The 19,773-nt window shown below is 40.0% G+C and carries 19 protein-coding genes and 1 pseudogene; 12 read left to right on the top strand and 8 right to left on the bottom strand.

The genetic code is table 11. The features are described from left to right. Positions 1-64: 64 nt before the first annotated feature. The 3 genes from F8B77_RS05535 (at position 65) to F8B77_RS05525 (ending at position 3,746) form a co-directional block, all read left to right on the top strand. Positions 65-2,203 carry a lysine decarboxylase CadA gene (locus F8B77_RS05535; RefSeq protein ID WP_130047783.1) on the top strand — a complete coding sequence of 713 codons (2,139 nt, stop codon included), beginning with the start codon at positions 65-67 and terminating at the stop codon, positions 2,201-2,203. Positions 2,204-2,279: 76 nt separating this feature from the next. Continuing rightward, positions 2,280-3,149, top strand: a complete 870-nt coding sequence (gene pdxY, locus F8B77_RS05530) for a pyridoxal kinase PdxY (RefSeq protein WP_151654427.1) — start codon at positions 2,280-2,282, stop codon at positions 3,147-3,149. A 279-nt stretch (positions 3,150-3,428) separates the two neighbouring features. Then, positions 3,429-3,746, top strand: coding sequence for a hypothetical protein (locus F8B77_RS05525; protein ID WP_244298217.1), 318 nt, complete (start codon positions 3,429-3,431; stop codon positions 3,744-3,746). Here the strand turns inward: F8B77_RS05525 and F8B77_RS05520 are convergent. Further along, a pseudogene (locus tag F8B77_RS05520) lies at positions 3,717-4,268 on the bottom strand (recombinase family protein). The gene F8B77_RS05525 and the pseudogene F8B77_RS05520 overlap by 30 nt on opposite strands. Before the next feature lie 226 nt (positions 4,269-4,494). Here F8B77_RS05520 and F8B77_RS05515 point away from each other — a divergent pair. Next, positions 4,495-4,785 (top strand): hypothetical protein, encoded by a 291-nt coding sequence (locus tag F8B77_RS05515; protein WP_208846082.1) that lies wholly within the window; start codon positions 4,495-4,497, stop codon positions 4,783-4,785. Between the two features lie 280 nt (positions 4,786-5,065). Here F8B77_RS05515 and F8B77_RS05510 read toward each other — a convergent pair whose 3' ends face one another. Beyond that, entirely contained in the window at positions 5,066-5,278 is a 213-nt protein-coding gene (locus F8B77_RS05510; RefSeq protein WP_244298215.1) for a hypothetical protein, read from the bottom strand. A gap of 300 nt (positions 5,279-5,578) precedes the next feature. Between F8B77_RS05510 and F8B77_RS05505 the strand changes: the two genes are divergently transcribed. From F8B77_RS05505 to F8B77_RS05480, 8 genes are all read left to right on the top strand, one after another. Then, complete coding sequence (locus F8B77_RS05505; protein WP_122036378.1) at positions 5,579-6,208, top strand: magnesium transporter; 630 nt, start codon at positions 5,579-5,581, stop codon at positions 6,206-6,208. 209 nt (positions 6,209-6,417) lie between these two features. Continuing rightward, positions 6,418-6,963, top strand: a complete 546-nt coding sequence (gene sigZ / locus F8B77_RS05500; RefSeq protein WP_151654425.1) for an RNA polymerase sigma factor SigZ — start codon at positions 6,418-6,420, stop codon at positions 6,961-6,963. A gap of 151 nt (positions 6,964-7,114) precedes the next feature. Further along, the gene (locus tag F8B77_RS17505; RefSeq protein ID WP_167512767.1) at positions 7,115-7,468 is read left to right on the top strand and encodes a glutamate--cysteine ligase; all 354 of its coding nucleotides are present in this window, start codon (positions 7,115-7,117) and stop codon (positions 7,466-7,468) included. A gap of 134 nt (positions 7,469-7,602) precedes the next feature. Then, positions 7,603-7,743 (top strand): hypothetical protein, encoded by a 141-nt coding sequence (locus F8B77_RS17500; RefSeq protein WP_167512766.1) that lies wholly within the window; start codon positions 7,603-7,605, stop codon positions 7,741-7,743. A 40-nt stretch (positions 7,744-7,783) separates the two neighbouring features. Then, positions 7,784-9,547 carry an ABC transporter ATP-binding protein gene (locus tag F8B77_RS05490; protein ID WP_151654423.1) on the top strand — a complete coding sequence of 588 codons (1,764 nt, stop codon included), beginning with the start codon at positions 7,784-7,786 and terminating at the stop codon, positions 9,545-9,547. Continuing rightward, positions 9,540-10,202 (top strand): ABC transporter transmembrane domain-containing protein, encoded by a 663-nt coding sequence (locus F8B77_RS17935; protein WP_244298213.1) that lies wholly within the window; start codon positions 9,540-9,542, stop codon positions 10,200-10,202. The genes F8B77_RS05490 and F8B77_RS17935 overlap by 8 nt, the downstream gene beginning before the upstream one ends. Then, on the top strand, positions 10,174-10,995 hold the full coding sequence (locus tag F8B77_RS17930) for an ATP-binding cassette domain-containing protein (protein ID WP_244298211.1): 822 nt from the start codon (positions 10,174-10,176) through the stop codon (positions 10,993-10,995). Before F8B77_RS17935 ends, F8B77_RS17930 begins: the two co-directional genes overlap by 29 nt. 33 nt (positions 10,996-11,028) lie before the next feature. Continuing rightward, positions 11,029-12,489 (top strand): glutathione synthase, encoded by a 1,461-nt coding sequence (locus F8B77_RS05480; RefSeq protein ID WP_151654421.1) that lies wholly within the window; start codon positions 11,029-11,031, stop codon positions 12,487-12,489. A 200-nt stretch (positions 12,490-12,689) separates the two neighbouring features. Here the strand turns inward: F8B77_RS05480 and choV are convergent, their stop codons facing one another. The 6 genes from choV to betI all read right to left on the bottom strand — a co-directional run bounded on the left by choV (position 12,690) and on the right by betI (position 19,642). After that, positions 12,690-13,877, bottom strand: coding sequence for a choline ABC transporter ATP-binding protein (choV, locus tag F8B77_RS05475; RefSeq protein ID WP_151654419.1), 1,188 nt, complete (start codon positions 13,875-13,877; stop codon positions 12,690-12,692). Positions 13,878-13,879: 2 nt separating this feature from the next. Beyond that, entirely contained in the window at positions 13,880-14,722 is an 843-nt protein-coding gene (gene choW / locus F8B77_RS05470) for a choline ABC transporter permease subunit (RefSeq protein ID WP_151654417.1), read from the bottom strand. Between the two features lie 45 nt (positions 14,723-14,767). Next, positions 14,768-15,709 (bottom strand): choline ABC transporter substrate-binding protein, encoded by a 942-nt coding sequence (locus tag F8B77_RS05465; RefSeq protein WP_151654415.1) that lies wholly within the window; start codon positions 15,707-15,709, stop codon positions 14,768-14,770. Positions 15,710-15,786: 77 nt separating this feature from the next. Beyond that, complete coding sequence (gene betA / locus F8B77_RS05460) at positions 15,787-17,487, bottom strand: choline dehydrogenase (protein ID WP_151654413.1); 1,701 nt, start codon at positions 17,485-17,487, stop codon at positions 15,787-15,789. A 59-nt stretch (positions 17,488-17,546) separates the two neighbouring features. Continuing rightward, on the bottom strand, positions 17,547-19,007 hold the full coding sequence (gene betB / locus F8B77_RS05455) for a betaine-aldehyde dehydrogenase (protein ID WP_151654411.1): 1,461 nt from the start codon (positions 19,005-19,007) through the stop codon (positions 17,547-17,549). Positions 19,008-19,030: 23 nt separating this feature from the next. Beyond that, positions 19,031-19,642 carry a transcriptional regulator BetI gene (gene betI / locus F8B77_RS05450; RefSeq protein ID WP_151654409.1) on the bottom strand — a complete coding sequence of 204 codons (612 nt, stop codon included), beginning with the start codon at positions 19,640-19,642 and terminating at the stop codon, positions 19,031-19,033. Between the last annotated feature and the right edge of the window lie 131 nt (positions 19,643-19,773).

The following is a 19,773-nucleotide window of genomic DNA, read 5'->3' as shown; positions in this document are numbered from 1 at the left end:
AGGCGCTCCACTACCTCACCATCAAAAATATGGGGAGCGCCTTGTTTCGTCTTGGAGATATAAAATGAATATTTTTGCTATCCTAAATCACTCAGGTGTTTTCTTTAAAGAAGAGCCAGTTCGCGAATTGCATGCTTCTTTAGAAAAAGCAGGCTATAAAGTGGTTTACCCAGTAGATGCACAAGATCTATATAAAATGATTGAAATGAACCCACGTATTTGTGGTGTGTTATTTGATTGGGATAAGTACTCACTAGACCTATGTACTGAAATTAATACGTTGAATGAAAAATTGCCGCTATATGCATTTGCAAACCAACATTCAACATTAGATATTTCATTAACTGATTTACGTCTAAATCTACATTTCTTCGAATATGCCCTAGATATGGCTGACGACATCGCACTGAAAATCAATCAAGCGACAGAAGAATACAAAGACCAAATCATGCCTCCTTTTACTAAGGCATTATTCAAATACGTAGAAGAAGGCAAATATACCTTCTGTACTCCGGGTCACATGGGCGGCACGGCTTTCCAAAAAAGCCCTGCAGGTAGCATCTTCTATGATTTCTACGGTCCAAACGCATTTAAAGCAGATGTATCAATCTCAATGCCTGAGCTGGGTTCATTACTTGATCACTCAGGTCCTCATAAAGAAGCTGAAGAGTACATCGCTCGTACCTTTAATGCAGATAGCTCTTACATCGTAACTAACGGTACTTCTACATCAAACAAAATTGTAGGTATGTACTCAGCACCTGCAGGAAGCACAGTACTTGTTGACCGTAACTGTCACAAATCTCTAACTCACATGATGATGATGAGTGATGTAACGCCTATCTATTTCCGCCCAACGCGTAACGCTTACGGTATTTTAGGTGGCATTCCACAAAGTGAATTCACTCGTGAAGTGATTGAACAAAAAGTAGCAGCAACACCAAACGCAACCATGCCAGGTTATGCAGTTATTACTAACTCAACTTACGATGGTCTGTTGTACAACACTCAATACATCAAAGAAACACTAGATACTAAATACATTCACTTCGACAGTGCTTGGGTTCCTTACACTAACTTCAACAAAATTTATGAAGGTAAGTGTGGTATGAGTGGCGAAGCAATGCCGGGTAAAGTGTTCTATGAAACACAATCAACTCATAAATTATTGGCTGCGTTCTCTCAAGCATCAATGATCCACGTAAAAGGTGAGTTTGATAAAGAGTCATTCAATGAAGCGTTCATGATGCACACATCAACATCACCTCAATACGGTATTGTTGCATCAACTGAAACCGCTGCGGCAATGATGCGTGGTAATACAGGTAAGAAACTAATCCAAGATTCAATTGACCGTGCGATTCGTTTCCGTAAAGAGATCAAACGTCTACAAAGTGAAAGTGACAGCTGGTTCTTTGATGTATGGCAACCAGAAAACATCGATACAACAGAATGTTGGAAACTGGATCCAAAAGATACATGGCACGGTTTCAAAGACATCGATGATGATCACATGTACCTTGATCCAATCAAAGTAACGCTATTAACTCCAGGAATGAACGAAAATAGCGAAATGAGCGAGACAGGTATTCCTGCATCAATCGTTGCTAAATACTTAGATGAACACGGTATCGTAGTAGAGAAAACAGGTCCATATAACCTATTGTTCCTATTCTCTATCGGTATTGATAAATCAAAAGCAATGCAACTACTACGTGCATTAACTGACTTTAAACGTGGCTTTGATCTAAACTTAACAGTGAAAAACTTCCTTCCTTCACTGTACAACGAAGATCCAAGTTTCTACGAAGGCATGCGAGTTCAAGAGTTGGCACAAGGTATTCATGACTTAACTCGTCAATACCGTTTACCAGAGCTAATGTTCAAAGCGTTTGACGTATTACCTGAGCTTAAAGTAACCCCACACGCTGCATGGCAAGAAGAGCTACGCGGTAATGTGGAGGAAGTGAAACTGGAAGAAATGGTTAATCGTGTAAGTGCGAATATGATCCTTCCTTACCCACCAGGGGTTCCACTAGTACTTCCAGGTGAAATGGTAACGGCTGAGTCTCGTCCAGTACTTGATTTCTTAGAAATGCTATGTGCTATCGGAGCACATTACCCTGGCTTTGAAACGGATATTCACGGTGTATATGCTCAAAAAGATGGCAGTTACACAGTGAAAGTTCTAAAAGAAGATTAAGCCCTAGGGTTTTGAAGGAATATCGTTTATTTTAGGGCACGGAAGCCCTTACTCTATTTAAAATTATGGTGATGTTATGAAACGTATTCTTTCCATTCAGTCTCATGTGGTATTTGGTTGCGCAGGCAACAGTGCTGCGGTTTTTCCAATGCGAAGAATGGGAATGGAAGTATGGCCTATTAATACGGTACAGTTTTCAAATCACACACAATATCAACAAGGTTGGAAAGGCATCGCCATGCCTGCTGGCCACATTTCAGAATTGGTTGATGGTCTATCAGCGATTGAAGCAACTCATGTTTGTGATGGGGTGTTAAGTGGTTACTTAGGATCAGCAGCGCAAGGTCAAGAGATCATCACAGCGGTTCAGAAAATAAAACAAGACAATCCAAACGTAATTTACTTCTGTGATCCAGTAATGGGGCATCCTGAGAAAGGCTGCATTGTTGCACCAGAAGTGACCACTTTCTTTAAAGAGTCCGCACTTGCATCAGCAGATATTATTGCGCCTAACTTATTAGAGTTAGAAAGTTTAACCGGTATGACGATCAACACCTTAGAGCAAGTGATTGAAGCGAATAATCAACTGCTTGAGCAGGGCGTTAAGATGGTGGTGGTAAAACACTTGAGTCGTGCGGGTATTAAAAAAGATCGCTTTGAAATGCTATTAACCACGAAAGAAGGTAGCTACCACGTTTCTCGTCCTTTATATGACTTTGATGCAAAGCGTCAGCCTGTAGGGGCAGGGGATTTAATCAGTGGTGTAATGCTTGCTAACTTAATGGCGGGTTACTCTCCAGTTGATGCGTTTGAACGTACTAATGCTGCGGTTGATTCGGTAATGCAAGAAACCTTCAATCGTGGAGCGTATGAACTGCAACTTATCGCATCACAAGAACATTTCAATACACCAGAGATCACAGTGAAAGCAGAAAAAGTCGCTTAGTGCAGTTCTAGTGACTACAGAGCTAGAACTGAACAAAAGAGATTATCTAATATAATAGATAGACAGTGCGCAGCCCGTTCGTAGTTAATATGAGCGGGCTTTTTTATGTTGATCACCCGAAATTAAGATTTATAAAATGGGTCTAAAATAAGAAACTAGTGACTAGTAACTTAACAAAAAACACACAAATACAAGTCGGATATAATTTATAATTAGTAAAAGTAAGGTTATTTAATTTTGTCAGGTTGGGGTATCGATTAAATCGATGACTCTTCTTCCTTGGAAAGCGTCTTTTTCACTCTATCGTGTGCGCATATTCAGATTGCAGGAGAGAATGATGAAAATTTTAATGACTGCGTTCCTGAGTCAGTTGATTGTCATGAAGAGGAAGTTTTCAATGACGAGCATCTAAAATGTAATGAGCAAGTCTATCTGGAAATCAAGCAAGCGATACTGGCAAAAGAAGTAAAACCAAGCCAACGAGGGATTGGTGAGAGATTAAAAGGGGAAGGCCGTGATACCATTAATTTTGTGTTAATGGATCTGAAACACGCAGGTTTTTTGCGGTCATACAGAAAAGGCTATGCCTTTGCTTAATGGTTTTAAAAAGCAGAGTATCACGGTTCTTGCCGATACTCCTACCAACTTCGGTGTTGCATTGACACTTAACTGATTATGTACACGAAGTTGGATTATTTTTTCATGCATACCTAGATCTGGTCTTCGGCCGCATGTCTAACATCATATTATTGATGGCTTTGAACATGGCTGATGTAAAACCATCATTATGATGCTTCATTAGTACTGTGTGGCTGGTTGGCAAATCTAAGCTGATCACTTTTAATTTTTTTTTTTGATTAATGCTTTGAGTGTTTTCCAATCGTCATCATTAAGGCGAGAAATGCGATCAACTTGCTCAATAAGGATAGCATCGCCTTTTTCTGCATTTTGAAGTCATCGTATCAACTCAGGTCTTTGTAGTGATGCGTTTGAAACGTTCTCAATATACCAACCAGCAATACGAGCACCTTTATCTTCAGCAAAAGACTTTAAGCTATCTTGTGCTCTTTTTGCATCTTGCCCTTTGGTTGATACTCTTAGATAGCCAGATATGTACATGAATTGAGCCTAAGTGTCATTAAAGTAATGGTCTAATACTAAATGACAAAAGGATTTTAGGACTAAAATTAACCCTATGACATCAGAGTAAACCCTAATGTTACGAGTTTGAGTTAATAATATTTTTGCTTAAAAACGCTAAAAAATACAAAAACAGGTCGTTGATTTTTAGACTATACTAATGACATTAACAGTGTGTTGATGTCATTAATGATGAGGGTGAATTATGAAATCTATTGCTAAATTAACTATTGCTGCTGTTACCATTGCTACACTTGCCGGTTGTTCTGGCTTAAATCAAAATAAAGAGATGTTTGCCAGTCATGCAGAGAGTGTAAATATATTATTTTTACAGGTTCCAGGAGACACAATGGAGCGTGCGAATATGTTAGTACCGGAAAATGCTGAAATAAAAACGATAAATTCCACGCCATCTGATACATCGTCAGTTTTGGGTGTGCTAAATCGTATTTTTGGTATTGAGATTGTTTCCATTTCAGGTGAAATGAAAAAATAAATAACATATTTATGAACAGGAATTTAAACATAAATTACTTGAAGTAATAATTGCAAAGGCCGCTAAAAGTTAACGGCTTTTTTCTTAGAACATGATCACTCTTTCACACAAATATCGCTAAAATGAGTCATAACTTTATTGTCATGTGACATTAAGGCAAGCCCTAATGTCACCTAGCCAAATTACTGTATATAACCTGAGAATTATTGTTCGATTGAATTACTCTGAAATCTTTAACTTTTGTTCATTTCTAGTTTATACGCCACTGCCTTCTGAGATATTAATCGCCTGAGATCTTTCCTGCGACATCTTCGTGAGAAGGCCAGTCGATACGCTCATCGGCTTTAGTTAACCAAAAATCTTGCCAATAGGTTTTTCCATCAGCAATAACCGTATCATGATTGGGTCTGGTTTGAAGTTGACCTGCTTGAAAGCCGTGGTTCAAGATTATTGGGTGTTCACCTAATGCAGCCAAACTAAAAAAAGAATTCATAGCAGTAATTCATAAGAGTTGGCTCTTTTTTAGTAATTATTTTTTCTGTATTTATTGCTGAATGTTAATGAAGGAGGTTATTGCAATACCTGCTTACACACCATAATGGCATCTCTTACTATTATTGGGTAAAGTCCGCCCGTCTTTGAATGCAGTTTTGCTGCTATCCATTAACCCATCTTGTTTATACAAGGAAGCACATCATGAACACAAATAAACAGGAACCCCCAAGTTGGTGGTTTAACTCTTTTTCTACATGATGATCTGAGGGTGATATGTCTTCAGATCTGGAGACGTATTATGGAATTCGTACAACAAAAAACAGACACCGAACATATTAAAACAGCAGACAACATGCATAAAGGTTCTGGTGTTGAAGATAGTAATATCAGCATAAAAAATGCATCAATTGGCGTGCTTTATAAGAAACGCGTATTTTGGTTAGTACTGCTTGTTTTTGGTAATGTATTCTCAGGGGCAGGTATCGCTTACTTTGAAGAGATCATTACCTCTTATGTCGCGTTGGTTTTTTTCTTACCTTTATTAATTGATAGCGGTGGTAACGCCGGGTCTCAATCTGCAACCTTAATGGTTCGAGCGTTAGCTACCGGTGATGTAAAACCAAATGACTGGGGTAAAATGCTTGGCAGAGAAGTCTTTGTCGCTCTAGGGCTTGGTTTGAGTATGGCTGCTGCCGTTTACCTTTTAGGTTTATATCGCGGTGGCTATGAAATAGCGATGGTCGTTGGCTTAAGCATGATAGCGATTGTGCTTATCGGTAGCTTAATTGGCACGATACTTCCTTTTGGTTTACATAAGCTCAATTTAGATCCCGCTTCTGCTAGTGCCCCAATGATAACCTCTATCGCCGATATTTCAGGGGTATTGATTTACTTTGCGATAGCTTCTGCGGTATTAGAGATAGGCTAACCACTCTATTATTTAAAAATATTCGCTCATTGATGAATGGATTAAGACATTAAAAAGCTCAATATCATTTTTGATGTTGGGCTTTTTTCCTATATAAAGCGTTATCGATTACAATGAGCTATCGGTAAATATTTTATTTTGTATCAGTTCTAAAATATGATTTTTCCTTTAGTGGATAAACATATTCACTTATTTGAGGTTCCGTTTTTATGCTGTCAGAATGGCAAAATCACAAGGCGCAATTGCGTAGCTATGTGTATAAACGAGTGGATGATGCAAGTGCGGTAGATGACATACTTCAAGATGTGTATATAAAAGCCAGCAGCAATTTGCAGCAATTAAAATCTCAAGGTAGCTTGAAAGGATGGTTATATAAAATAGCCTACAACACCATCATGGATTTCTATCGTGATAAGTTGCCGTATGATGAGTTACCGGAAGATTTAATCGCCGAAGATGAAGATACGGTAGAGGAAGCTCGAAAAGAGATGGCCGAATGTATCCGTCCACTAATTGATGAACTTCCTGATAAATACCGCATTCCTTTGTGTTTAGCTGAGCTAGAAGGCGTTCCTCAACAAGAGATTGCTGATAAGTTAGGGTTATCTCTGTCAGGAGCAAAAAGTCGAATTCAACGCGGTCGTGTTAAATTCCGTGAAAACTTAATGGCTTGTTGTGATTTTGAAATCAATGACGGTGGGCTTGTAACAGGCTATTCCCCTAAAAAGACAAATTGTTCCTCAGATCAAAAGTAACGTCACCTTCTTTTAAAAATAGACGGTAAGTAGAGTCATTATTTTCCGTTTATCTACTTTTCTTTCTTTTTCATTTTATTTAAATTTTTTGCGTCTTTTTCTCTATTTGTGCGTCTTCAAGTTGTTAAAAATATTTTTATGAAGAACAAAAATGAAAAATACAGATGTGAAATACCTAGAATCTAATGTGCTTTCTTTTTTAAATAACGACAATGCCATAAGTACATTGCATGACATTCGACGTGGAATTGAAAGAGAGTTGATCCGCACTACGTCAGAAAGCCGTATTTCAAACTTATCTCATCCAGAAGTGTTGGGTTCTGCGTTAACGCACCCTTACATAACGACTGATTTTGCAGAAGCACAATTAGAGTTAGTTACCCCAGCAATGACAGAAAGAAAAGCGACGTTTGATTCGTTGGCTTCTTTGCATCATTTTGTTGCGACTCATTTGCCACAGAAGAGCATAAACAAGGCATTAAACGTGAACATACTAAGTTTGTAGATAGTAATTTAACGCCATCAGCACAAATGCTAGCAATGATGAAAGGTGAGAAACTCTCATATAAACGAGCAACACAGAGACTCTCAATAGTGCATTTTAAACAGCATCAAAACACTAAGATTAATGAAGAGGGAATGGCTAGTTTAACTCGTTTAGTGACGGAGTCTTTAGTTAAACAACAAATGGAGACACAACAAGACATGAGTTTTGATGAGTTTATTCAAGAAAAAAATCATTTACAGTGCGACTGTGAGATAGAAGAGGCGGTAGTGTAATTTAATGAATATTTTGTGAAAATTGCGCGGTTACATCAAGATGTTTTCTCGCCAATACATTATTGCCATTATCGCATTGCAAGTGGTGGCCTTATTAAGCTTGGTGCCTTCTTGGTTAATTGGGCGCATTATCGATAGCATCAGTGCCAACGAATTAACCATGTCATATTTGTTGATTCATATTGGTGGTATTGCTCTCTCTGCAATTGCAATGTATGGCTTACGCTATGTGTGGCAAAGTCAATTGTATGGGGCTTCTATTGCTATTGCGAAAGTGCTGCGTCGAGACTTATTTAAAAAGTTTTCAAGGTTGTCACCGTCATTTTATTCTCGTCGAAGTACGGGTGATTTAATGGCTCATGCCACGAATGATTTGAATGCGGTTGAAGAGGCAACAGGAATGGGGGTTATGACCTTAGTCGATTCCTTTATCGCCGGTTTGACGGTTATTTTTGGCATGATATTCATTGTAAGCGGTGAGCTTACTGCTGTTGCACTATTACCGTTTCCGTTATTGGTTTATATCACTAAACGTTATGGTACTAATCTGCATAAAACATTTGGTCGTGCGCAAGCAAGTTTTGCTCATTTAAATGAAGAAGCGCGTGAAACTGTTTCTGGTATTCGTGCCGTTCGCTCTCATGGTATTGGGCAAAGACAAGAACAACGCTTTGGTAAAACTCTTGATGAAACATTGGAAGCTAACTTAGCGGTTGCGAAAGTGGATGCCGCTTTTGCACCAACTATCCAGTTAATTTACGGCTTATCATTTGTAATTTCATTGGCTTATGGGGCGTGGTTAATTAGCCATGGACAGATCTCGGTGGGTTTGTTTACTACGTTTACGTTATACCTTGGGCAATTATTAGGACCATTTCTACAATTTGGTTGGCAGTTTAATGTTTTCCAACGTGGCAATACGTCGTGGAAACGCTTAGAGGCACTTTTTTCAGAAAAAGAAGAAGTGGCAGAAGGTGCCGTTACATTGCCAACTGATGCGAAAGCAACGCTGAATATTAATATCGCTTTATTTTCTTACCAGAACTCGAATCGCCGAGCATTAGAGCACATTAATATGAGGGTAGCTGAAGGTGGCTTTGTTGGTATAACCGGACCAACCGGCAGTGGAAAGAGTACCTTATTACAATTGATCCTAAGACAATTCGAATTACAAAGCTCATCAAATATAAGTATTGATGGTCATTCTGTTGAATCATTAACGTTTCATTCATTACGCAGCAAAATGGCGTGGGTTCCACAAAAGCCATTTCTTTTTTCAGGCTCTATTGCTGAAAATATCGCACTGGCTAAACCGGATGCAACAGAAGAGCAAATCAAACACGTTGCAGAAATGGCGGGAATTAAAAGTGAAATTGATGCCATGCCTGATGGGTTTAATACTGAATTGCGAGAAGGAGGAAGTAATCTTTCTGGTGGGCAACGTCAGCGATTAACACTGGCGAGAGCTTTACTATCTGATGCGGATATTCTGTTGTTGGATGATCCATTCAGTGCGTTAGACATTAAAACTGAAGTGATTGTTCGTCGAAATCTAAAGGCAAATTACAGTCATAAAACCATGTTATTAGTAACTCAACGTTTACCTAATTTAATCGAAGCAGATCGGATCTTTGTATTAAATGAAGGGCAAATTGAAGAGCAAGGGTCACATCATGATCTATTGGCCAATCAAGGTTGGTATTCAATGGTTTACCAACGACAAAGTCAGCTAAATACCGTTATTGAAGATATCCCAAGTGAGAATATTCAAGGGTCAAAATCAGAAGGGGGATCTCATGCGTGAAGACAATGCACAACAGCCTAGTGATGTTTTTTTATTTAAGCGGTTATTAGCCTATTCTTTACCTCATAAAACACGTTTTATTGTCGCCTTTATGATGCTAACGGTAGCGATAAGTGCTGAAATGGCGATTACATGGCTAGCAAAGATTATCCTTGATGAGGTAATCGTACCGCAACAGTTTGAGTGGCCATACTTGATTGGTCTTGTTAGTTTGGTGATGTTGTTTTATGTGATCTCGGCGTTATTTACGTATTTGCAAGCCGTATCATTTCGTCATAGTGCTTTGTTGGTGATTAATGACGTGAGAAAACAGCTGTTTAATCATGTGTTGAATTTCTCGATCAGTACCTTTGATAAATTATCTGCCGGTAAATTGGTTTCTTATATTACCAATGATACTGAATCGATGCGTGATATGTTTGTTTCAACGATACCGACGATCATTCAAGGCAGCTTACGCATCATTGCGATATTTATTGCGATAGCGATCTTGGATTGGCGCTTGATGCTATTGAGCTTGGTATTGATCCCGATATTACTGACAACAATGCATTTGTATCGAAAAATCTCAATGCCAGTGTTTAATGGGATTCGAGAGCAGATCAGCAATATCAATGGACGGATTAATGAATCGCTATCCACAAGAACATGTTGAAATCTCAGCGCCGCATGACATTGAGTTTCGTCATGTTGATTTAAGTTATGACGAAGGTAATTTGGTCTTATCTGATGTGAGTTTTGTCGCTAAAGGTGGGCAGTTTACAGCGATAGTTGGTCATACAGGCAGCGGCAAAAGCTCGGTGATTAATTTATTGATGCGATTCCATCAACAGCAACAAGGCTCTATTTTTATTGGAGGTCAGCCGATTGAATCTTTACCTGAAGTCCAATTACGTAAATTATTTGGTCTGGTTTCTCAAGACCCAACGATTTTTAGTGGTTCAATAAAAGACAATATCAACTTATCTCATGATAGGCCAAACGACGAAAAAGTGATGTTAGCGGCGCAACAAGTTAACTCTGATCACTTTATTAAACGTCTTACTGATGGCTATGATCACCACCCAGGTCACGGTGGTGGTTCGTTTTCTGTAGGAGAGCGACAACTGTTAGCTCTGGCTCGTGCCTTATCACATAACCCAAGCATTTTTCTTTTAGATGAGGCAACGGCTAACATTGATAGTGAGACGGAAGAGACAGTAAAAGCGGCATTAGAAAATATTCGAGATGGGAAAACAGTCATTATGGTCGCACATCGATTATCAACCATTAAAAATGCCGACCAAATATTAGTAATGAACAAAGGAAAAGTGGTTCAAAGTGGCACTCATGATGAACTTATAGTGCAAGCGGGTGATTATAGAGAGTTATATTTAACGCAAAAAGCACAAGAAGAAGATGAACATCAGAACAGCACGCTGGGTTTAGCTAGCATTACCGTTGCTTGAATTATTGAATTATTGAATTTAAGAGTAATTAAAATGAATACAGAAAAAAAACCGTTTGTTTCTCAACAAATTATTGAAGACGCTTGTGAGTGGGCGATTATGCACGGTGTGGCTTTTCGACAAGCAGATAATACAGCACGACACTGTCCATTTAGTATCGCCCCAATGAGTATTGAGCGCGAAGTGTATAATCATTTATTAGCAGTGACCCCATTGATAACTAAGCTTATTCATAATGTCTCTGAAGATCATTATTTCCTACAAACGTCATTAAGTAATATGGCAAAAGCCGATCCTTTCTTTGGTTTATTAATGTCACGACATCAACAATTGCATGGTGATGCCGGTAATAAACTAGTTGCCGAGCGTAAGCCATTATTATTGATGCGAACTGATTTTATGGATGACCGTCAGCACGGCGCAAAAGTCATTGAATTTAATGGCATCGCAGCAGGGATGGGGCCGTTTGGGCAGCGAGCAGCTGAGTTCCACTCTTTTATGAAACATCAATGGCCTGATACTTATAATCAATGGATTGAAGACAGCTCAGCGGTATCAGCGGATAATCATGGCTTAGAGCAATTGGCCTATGGTATTGCAACTACTGCGAGAGCGATTAAAACGGATTTTTCTGACCAAGGTAAACCTACGTTTTTAATGGTGGTTCAAAAGAATGAAGATAACGTTTATGACCAACATTTACTTGAAGTTGAACTGCAGAAACAAGGAATACGCACAGTAAGACGCACCTTTGAGCAGTTAAGTACTCAACTTTCTAGTGGTGAAAATAAGCGCTTACTATTAGAAAATGTCGGTGCCATTGATGTTGTGTATTTAAGAGCTGGTTATCAATATGAAGATTATTTCGCACCGGAACTCAATGAGCCTGTGTGCTGCCATACATTAAGTCAAATTAGACTGTTTATCGAGCTGCACCATGTCGCCGTGAATGCCACCATCAGTCAGCAATTAGCGACCAGTAAAACAATGCAAATGCTATTAACCATGATGCCAGAAAGCGAATATGCACGGTGGGGTCTAAGCCTTGAAGAGGCAAAATTGGTGAAGAGTGTTTTGGCAGAGATGAAACCCATTAATGTTGAAACGATTAAATGGTTTGAAACAGAAGCGATTCAAAATGAGTGGGTATTAAAAAACCAAGGAGAAGGTGGTGGGCATTGTATTTTTGGTCAGGATATAGCGGAAAAATTAAATCACTTAGCACCAGAAGAATATGATGCTTGGGCGTTAATGCAACGCTTATATCCACATGAGCGTGATACGCCAACCATTGCCGTTCGTGATGGTGAACAAACTATGGTGGATGATTTAGTGAGTGAAATTGGCTTATTTACAGCGTATTACAAGGGTCAGCCAGTGACCGAATTTGAAGGTTATGCAGGGTATTTAATTCGCAGTAAACCTGCCAGTGAAAACGAAGGTGGGATCCACAGCGGCAAAGGTATTTTAGATTCATTGGTATTAATTGATTAAAAAAAGCAATTTAATTAGATTTTCATAATAAAACCACCGATGTAAAAAAGCCCAATATTATTTGATATTGGGCTTTTCAATTTATTAGAGAGTCTCACTAGTTCGCCTATGGTAGGCCAATGGCTTATATAAACTCGCTTTGGCTACGCCTTTAGGCGGTGATACTAGATACACATTGATATCTTCTATGCTCTGAATTTTTACGCGGCGTTATTTAATTGAAAATCACCAATAAGGGCGCTGTAAAACTCATTATTATCAAGAATACCGACTAACTGATTGTCTTCGACAAGTAAGATAGGGTGATTACTTAATTGTTTCAATTTAATGGCATCTCGCATGCCGATCTCAGGACTTGCGATAACTAATGTTGTTTGATTTATTGCAGAAAAATCATTATTTATCTGCTCCCACTTAACTAAAGTAAGCTCAGGTTGCCCTTCAATACTCAACGTCGATGGGTGTTGGTTAACCCATAAATTTTTAGCATCACAAATTTTCCAACGTTGATCTTCCTGTTTAAGTGAATCGAGAGGCTGCATTAATGAACGGCCTTTTAATACATTCAATGGATTTGTGTGGGCAACAAAATCTTTCACGTATTCTGTTTTTGGGTTAAGTACGATGTCTTCTGGTTTACCGTGTTGAATTAATTTACCCGATTCCATGATCGCAATGTTATTGCCAATTTTTAACGCTTCATCTAAATCATGGCTAACAAATAAAATGGTCTTATTTAGCTTTGTTTGTAATAGAAGAAGTTCATCTTGAAGTTGAGAACGAATAAGAGGATCAAGAGCCGAAAATGGTTCATCCATTAATAGAATGTCGGTATCCATCGTAAACGCACGGGCTAAACCAACACGTTGTTGCATCCCTCCTGACAGTTCATGAGGGTATTTTTCCTCCCACTCAGCAAGGCCAACCATTTCAATTTGTTTACGTGCTTTTGCTCGGCGTTCATTTTTTGCGATACCTTGCATTTCTAAACCAAAAGCGACGTTATCAAGCACAGTAAGCCATGGCATTAATGCAAAGTTTTGGAAAACCATCGAAACACGTTGAGTGCGTAAATGGCGTAAGGTTTCTTCATTACACTGAGCGATATCAACAAGCTTGTCGCCATTCTTAATCATTAACTCACCACGGCTTACTTCATTTAATCCGTTAACGGCGCGAAGCAGGCTTGATTTCCCTGAACCTGATAATCCCATTAGAACGCAAATCTCACCTTCTTTAACCGAAAGAGAGACATTATCAACACCGACAATTTGACCTATTTCGTCGATAATCTCTTGGCGAGTTCTCCCTTGGTCTAATAATTCCAACGCTTGCTCAGTTTTTTTTCCAAACACCACATCGAGGTTTTTTATAGTAATGGCATCCATGATTATGCTTCCTTTTGGTTTGGTGCTTTACATAAGCGATCAAGAATAATAGCCACAAGAACAATGGCTAATCCTGCTTCAAACCCTTGTGAGATATTCACGGTATTAAGCGCTCGAACAACGGGTTTACCTAAGCCATCAGCACCAACAAGTGCGGCTATAACCACCATTGATAACGACAACATAATGCATTGGGTTATGCCGGCCATAATGCTTGGTAGTGCTGCTGGTAATTCTACTTTGAGTAATAACTTCATGCGGTTTGCACCAAACGCTTTGCCTGCTTCAATTAACTCTCCCGGCACTTTTGTGACACCAAGGTACGTAAGACGAATAGGAGCAGCAATGGCAAAAATAATGGTTGAGATTAATCCTGGAACAATGCCTAAACCGAATAAAACGAGAGTTGGGATCAGGTAAACAAAAGTAGGTACGGTTTGCATTAAATCAAGGATTGGTCTTAGTACGGTATAAAGCCAAGGTCGGTGTGCGGCCATTATTCCAATCGGTACGCCAATTAATACGGAAATCGTTGTCGCTGCAAAAACAAGGACAAAGGTTTCCAGCATTTCTTGCCAATAGCCAAGGTTTAGAATAGTGAGTAATGCAGCGACGACAAAAATCACTAATGACGGTTTTCTGTGTAAATACCACGCAATAGCAGCGGTCATAAGAATAGGAAGCGCAGGAGGCATCCATTTAAATACATCGACTAAAAAGAGAATGATAGTTTCTAGAAAAAATGAAATGGCATCAAAAAAACCATCGGCATTGATAGTTAACCAGTCAACGCCTGTTTCCATCCATTGCCCAACAGGGATTTTGTGCTCTGTAATAAAATTCACAATATTTCCTTAAATGACAGGTGGGCCGAAACCCACCATTATTGATTAAGCTTTAACTTGTTTTAGGTATTCGGTTACTGATTTATTTGCGGCGTCACCTTGCAGTGATCTCACATTCTCAAGCCATGCTTTTACTTGTTGTGGATTTTTGTTTAACCACTGTTGAGCCGCTTTCTCTGGCGTCATTTTTTGATTTAGAATGTTTTCCATCAATTCATTCTCCATCTCAAGACTGAACTCTAGATTTTGTAATAACTGTCCAACATTTTTACATTCTGAAAGGTAGTTAGAGCGAACATTGGTATACACGCTTGCGCCGCCATAGTTAGCACCAAAGTAGTCATCACCGCCCGATAAGTATTCCATTTCTACATTGCTGTTCATTGGGTGTGGAGCCCAGCCTAAATACACTATCCATTGACTGCGACGAACGGCACGTGATACTTGAGAAACCATACCGGCTTCACTTGATTCGACAACACTAAACTCTTTAAGACCAAACGCGTCAGAGTCAATCATTGATTGAATGATACGGTTACCATCGTTCCCCGGTTCGATTCCGTAGATACGGTCTTTGAACTTGTCGGCATTTTTCGCTAAATCTGCAAAGCTTGTAACACCTGCATCGTACACATATTTTGGTACGGCAAGTGTGTATTTAGCGCCTTCTAAATTGGCACGAACGGTTTCTACTGTGCCAGCTTCACGGTATTTAGCGATATCCCCTTCCATGGTCGGCATCCAGTTACCTAAGAAGACATCAATGTCGCCATTTGCCATTGAAGAGTAAGTGACGGGAACAGAAAGAAGATCGGTTTTGGTTTTATAGCCCATGCCTTTAAGTAGTTCAGAGGTTACTGCGGTTGTTGCGGTGATGTCTGTCCAACCGACATCTGCAAAACGTACGGTTTCACATTGATTGGCATAAACGTTAAAAGCGAATGAGCTGATCGCTAATGTGGCAAGTGTCTTTTTTGTAAGTGACATAATAATTCCTTGTAATGATTCCTTTCGCCATTGGGTATAACGGCGCTGCTGACTGTATTTTTTGTGTTTCTTATTATTTAAGAAAGCGTGTTTGCTTCTCTTATTGGTGTGTTTATTCGTTGTTTCTCTTCCCATTCTGGTGCTATCCAAACGGGGGCGCGCTCCCCTGTGAGCATAGGATTGCCAAGAATGAAATCGGCGGCACGTTCTGCAACCATTATGGTGGGAGCATTTAAGTTTCCGTTTGGAATCGTTGGGAACACAGAAGAATCGACCACGCGTAAATTTTCAATCCCACGCACACGGCACTCTTCGTCAAGTACGGCCATTGGGTCCTCTTCTTTACCCATTTTGCAACTACAAGAAGGGTGGTAAGCACTTTCTACATTTTGTTTAACCCATTCATCAATCGCCTCATCAGACGTGATTTCGATACCCGGTTGTATTTCACCACCTCGGAATGAATCCATTGATGGTTGGGATAAAATTTCACGAGTAAGGCGGATACAATCGCGCCAATCTTGGCGATCTCGTTCAGTCGAAATGTAGTTAAAAACGATCTTTGGTTTTGCGTGAGGATCCGCTGAGGTTATTGATACTGTTCCGCGGCTTTCTGGTTTATTTGGACCAACATGAACTTGAAATCCATGACCATCAAACGCGGCTTGTCCGTCATAACGCATCGCTGCAGGTAAGAAATGATATTGAAGGTTTGGCCATTTCAAACCTTTACGAGAGCGAATAAAAGCACACGATTCAAAGTGGTTTGTTGCGCCTAACCCTTTGCGAGTTAGTATCCATTCTGTGCCTATTAAGCCTTTACTTACCAAGCCCAGTTTACTGTTAAGAGTAATGGGTTCTTTACAGTGGTATTGGAAGTAAATTTCAAGGTGATCTTGCAGGTTTTCACCAACACCAGAGAGTTGATGTTTTACCTCTACGCCTGCGTTTTCTAAGACGGCTTTTGGACCTATGCCTGACAGTTGAAGTAATTGAACTGAGCCAATTGAACCTGCACTTGAAATGACTTCTTTATTCGCATGCACATTGATGATTTTTCCTGATTTTTCAAACTCAATACCAACGGCTTTCTTGTCTTCAAGTCGGATTTTTCTTGCGATAATTCCTTTCATTAGCGTTAAGTTAGGACGCTTTAAAGCACGACGAAGATATGCGTTTGAGGTAGATGCTCTAACGCCTTTATCTACCGTCATGTGCATTGGACCAAAACCTTCTTGTTGATAGCCGTTGTAGTCTGATGTTTCTGGATATCCCGCGTCTTTACCAGCATTGATGAAGGCTTGATATAGAGGATTAAGTGTCATGTCATTGCCATTACACGTACCTAAAGGGCCTTCGCCTCCGCGATATTGATCTGCGCCTTTACTCCATGTTTCTGCTTTACGGAAGTAAGGTAAGCAGGTTTGATAGTTCCAACCTGTCGCGCCATTTTCTTCCCATTCGTCATAATCACACGCGTGACCACGAACATAAACCATGCCGTTGATCGATGAGCTTCCACCAAGAACTTTGCCGCGAGGGCAGTGTAGTTGGCGTCCATCGAGTCCTGATTCTTGTTGAGTCTCGAACTGCCATGCGTACTTTTCAGAATTCATAGGATAAGAAAGAGCTGTAGGCATTTGGATAAAAATACTTTTATCCGTCCCGCCTGCTTCTAATAATAAAACGCTGTGTTGACCGCTTTCGGTTAGTCTATCTGCTAACACACAGCCGGCCGAACCCGCGCCGACGATAATATAATCGTAGCGTTGTTCCATGTTGGTATTCTCCGTGACGTCTAGCGCATAGGGTTAGACGTTTTTATTGGAAGGGTAAATTAAGCGTAAGGGCTAGCGAAATCACCAAGCTCTATTAATATACTTTTGGTTTGCGTGTAATGCAGTAGCGTTTCAGGGCCGTTTTCACGTCCAACCCCCGAGTGTTTATAACCGCCTACTGGCATCTCTGCAGGAGAGTCTCCCCATGTATTTACCCAACAAATACCTGCTTGCATTTGATGAATAACTCGGTGAGCTTTAGATAAGTTTTGAGTGAAAATACCGGCAGCGAGCCCATACTTAGTGTCGTTTGCGCGGCGAATAACCTCGTCTTCGTCAGTGAATTTCAGGACTGACATAACAGGGCCAAAGATTTCTTGTTGAACGTGTGGCATATCATCTTCGCAATTTACAAAGACAGTAGGAACCACAAAGTTACCGTTTTCTAACCCTTTATCAATCACTTGATAGCCACCAGTAAGCAGGGTTGCGCCTGACTGTTTGGCTTGTTCAATCGCTTCTAGCACTTTCGCTAAATGTGCTTTTGAAATTAGAGCTCCGACTTGGGTTTCGAGGTTCATTGGGTCACCGACAATCAGTTTTTCAGTGCGAACTTTAAGTTGGTTAATGAACTCGTCATAAAGGTTTTCATGAACAAAAACACGAGTACCATTAGTACAAACTTCACCTTGAGTATAGAAGTTGGCCACCATCGCTGCGGATACGGCATCATCCAATTTTGCGTCATCAAAAACGATCATTGGGGACTTCCCTCCGAGCTCCATCGTGACAGATTTTAGCGTCTTTGCACTGTCAGCCATGACTGCTTTGCCTGTTCCTGTTTCACCGGTGAAAGACACTTTTGCGATATTAGGGTGTGCAGTCAGCATTTGACCGACACGATAATCACCTTGAACGACGTTGAACACGCCATCTGGTAATCCCGCTTCGGTAAATATTTCGGCCAGTTTCAATGCTGTTAATGGCGTTTCTTCTGATGGTTTGAAGATCATTGCATTACCCGCTGCCAATGCAGGTGCTGATTTCCACATAGCGATCTGGATAGGGTAGTTCCAGGCACCGATACCTGCACAAATACCAAGTGGTTCACGACGAGTGTAAAAAAATTGGCTTTCACCCAGTGGTTGTTGGTCACCTTGCATTGCAGGAACTAATCCTGCGAAGTATTCAATGACATCGGCACCAGAGGCAACATCAACTTCTAATGCCTCTTGAAGCGGTTTTCCGGTATCCATAACCTCAAGCTCGGCAAGGTCATTGTTTCGTTCTCTAAGTATTTTTACTGCATTGAGAAGAATACGGCTGCGTTCAATGGCGGTCATGGCAGACCATACCGTGAAACCACGTTTTGCTGATTCAATAGCAAGCTCAAAATCGGCTTGAGAGGCTTGACCTACCTGTGCAATTGGTTCGCCATTAGCAGGATTAATGCTAGTGAAGGTTTCTCCAGACGTAGCTGGAATCGACTTTCCATCGACATATAATGAGTTAATTTCCATTTGAATATCTGACTTAATAATTATTATGAGTGATTTATTGGCTGACTTGAATAAAAGTAAAGTTGCTTTTCAAGGTAGTCATTGATGATGGCACGTGCTTTGTCAGCGTTAATGCCTTCTGGGTTTAATGTACCTCTTAACCAAACACCATCAATTAATGATGCGATCCCGTGAGCAACGAGTTCTGCTTGTTGGTTATTCAACATGGCTTTTAGTTCAATTCGTAGGTGGGACAGTAAACGCCTTTCATTTACACGCTGTAGACGCTTTAGTTGTTCGTCATGCATCGAGTAAGACCAGAATGCTAACCAAGTTTTAGCGACTTCGTTTTCTGCTTGGTAGCCTTCAAAATTACCATTGATAATGGCATTGATGCGTAGTTGATGAGCGTCAACAGGTAAGGATTTTAATTGAGATGTAACGGTACTGGAGAGTTGGCGAAGGATCTCACGCATGGTTTCTTCAAGTAGACCGTGCTTACCACCAAAATAGTGATTTATGATCCCTGTTGATACCCCTGCTTCTTTACTAATTAAAGCAATACTGGCGGCGTGTAAACCAACACGATCAATGACTTTCATTGTCGCTTTTACAAGCTGTGGTTTTCTAATGTCAGGCATCCCAACCTTGGGCATCTTTCGGTCCTTTTATTTTTTATTGAACGTTCAATTAATTATAAAATGACAGAAAAATAGTTAGAGTTCAAATTATTATTTTGATTCTAACTTATCTTTTTTGTTATGGGCAGTTTTAATTTTATTTAAAA

The sequence above is a fragment of the Aliivibrio finisterrensis genome (assembly GCF_008933155.1).
Taxonomy (GTDB): Bacteria; Pseudomonadota; Gammaproteobacteria; order Enterobacterales; family Vibrionaceae; genus Aliivibrio; species Aliivibrio finisterrensis.
This window is presented reverse-complemented; position numbering and strand designations above follow the sequence as displayed.

Bases quoted from the DNA above. Each gene is read 5' to 3' on its own strand.
- betA (WP_151654413.1), bottom strand. From the start codon at position 17,487: ATGGAACAACGCTACGATTATATTATCGTCGGCGCGGGTTCGGCCGGC.
- betB (WP_151654411.1), bottom strand. From the start codon at position 19,007: ATGGAAATTAACTCATTATATGTCGATGGAAAGTCGATTCCAGCTACG.
- F8B77_RS05465 (WP_151654415.1), bottom strand. From the start codon at position 15,709: ATGTCACTTACAAAAAAGACACTTGCCACATTAGCGATCAGCTCATTC.
- F8B77_RS05510 (WP_244298215.1), bottom strand. From the start codon at position 5,278: ATGAATTCTTTTTTTAGTTTGGCTGCATTAGGTGAACACCCAATAATC.
- betI (WP_151654409.1), bottom strand. From the start codon at position 19,642: ATGCCCAAGGTTGGGATGCCTGACATTAGAAAACCACAGCTTGTAAAA.
- choV (WP_151654419.1), bottom strand. From the start codon at position 13,877: ATGGATGCCATTACTATAAAAAACCTCGATGTGGTGTTTGGAAAAAAA.
- F8B77_RS05505 (WP_122036378.1), top strand. From the start codon at position 5,579: ATGGAATTCGTACAACAAAAAACAGACACCGAACATATTAAAACAGCA.
- F8B77_RS17505 (WP_167512767.1), top strand. From the start codon at position 7,115: ATGAAAAATACAGATGTGAAATACCTAGAATCTAATGTGCTTTCTTTT.
- F8B77_RS05535 (WP_130047783.1), top strand. From the start codon at position 65: ATGAATATTTTTGCTATCCTAAATCACTCAGGTGTTTTCTTTAAAGAA.
- F8B77_RS05515 (WP_208846082.1), top strand. From the start codon at position 4,495: ATGAAATCTATTGCTAAATTAACTATTGCTGCTGTTACCATTGCTACA.
- F8B77_RS17935 (WP_244298213.1), top strand. From the start codon at position 9,540: ATGCGTGAAGACAATGCACAACAGCCTAGTGATGTTTTTTTATTTAAG.
- F8B77_RS05480 (WP_151654421.1), top strand. From the start codon at position 11,029: ATGAATACAGAAAAAAAACCGTTTGTTTCTCAACAAATTATTGAAGAC.
- F8B77_RS17500 (WP_167512766.1), top strand. From the start codon at position 7,603: ATGGCTAGTTTAACTCGTTTAGTGACGGAGTCTTTAGTTAAACAACAA.
- pdxY (WP_151654427.1), top strand. From the start codon at position 2,280: ATGAAACGTATTCTTTCCATTCAGTCTCATGTGGTATTTGGTTGCGCA.
- F8B77_RS17930 (WP_244298211.1), top strand. From the start codon at position 10,174: ATGAATCGCTATCCACAAGAACATGTTGAAATCTCAGCGCCGCATGAC.
- F8B77_RS05490 (WP_151654423.1), top strand. From the start codon at position 7,784: ATGTTTTCTCGCCAATACATTATTGCCATTATCGCATTGCAAGTGGTG.
- sigZ (WP_151654425.1), top strand. From the start codon at position 6,418: ATGCTGTCAGAATGGCAAAATCACAAGGCGCAATTGCGTAGCTATGTG.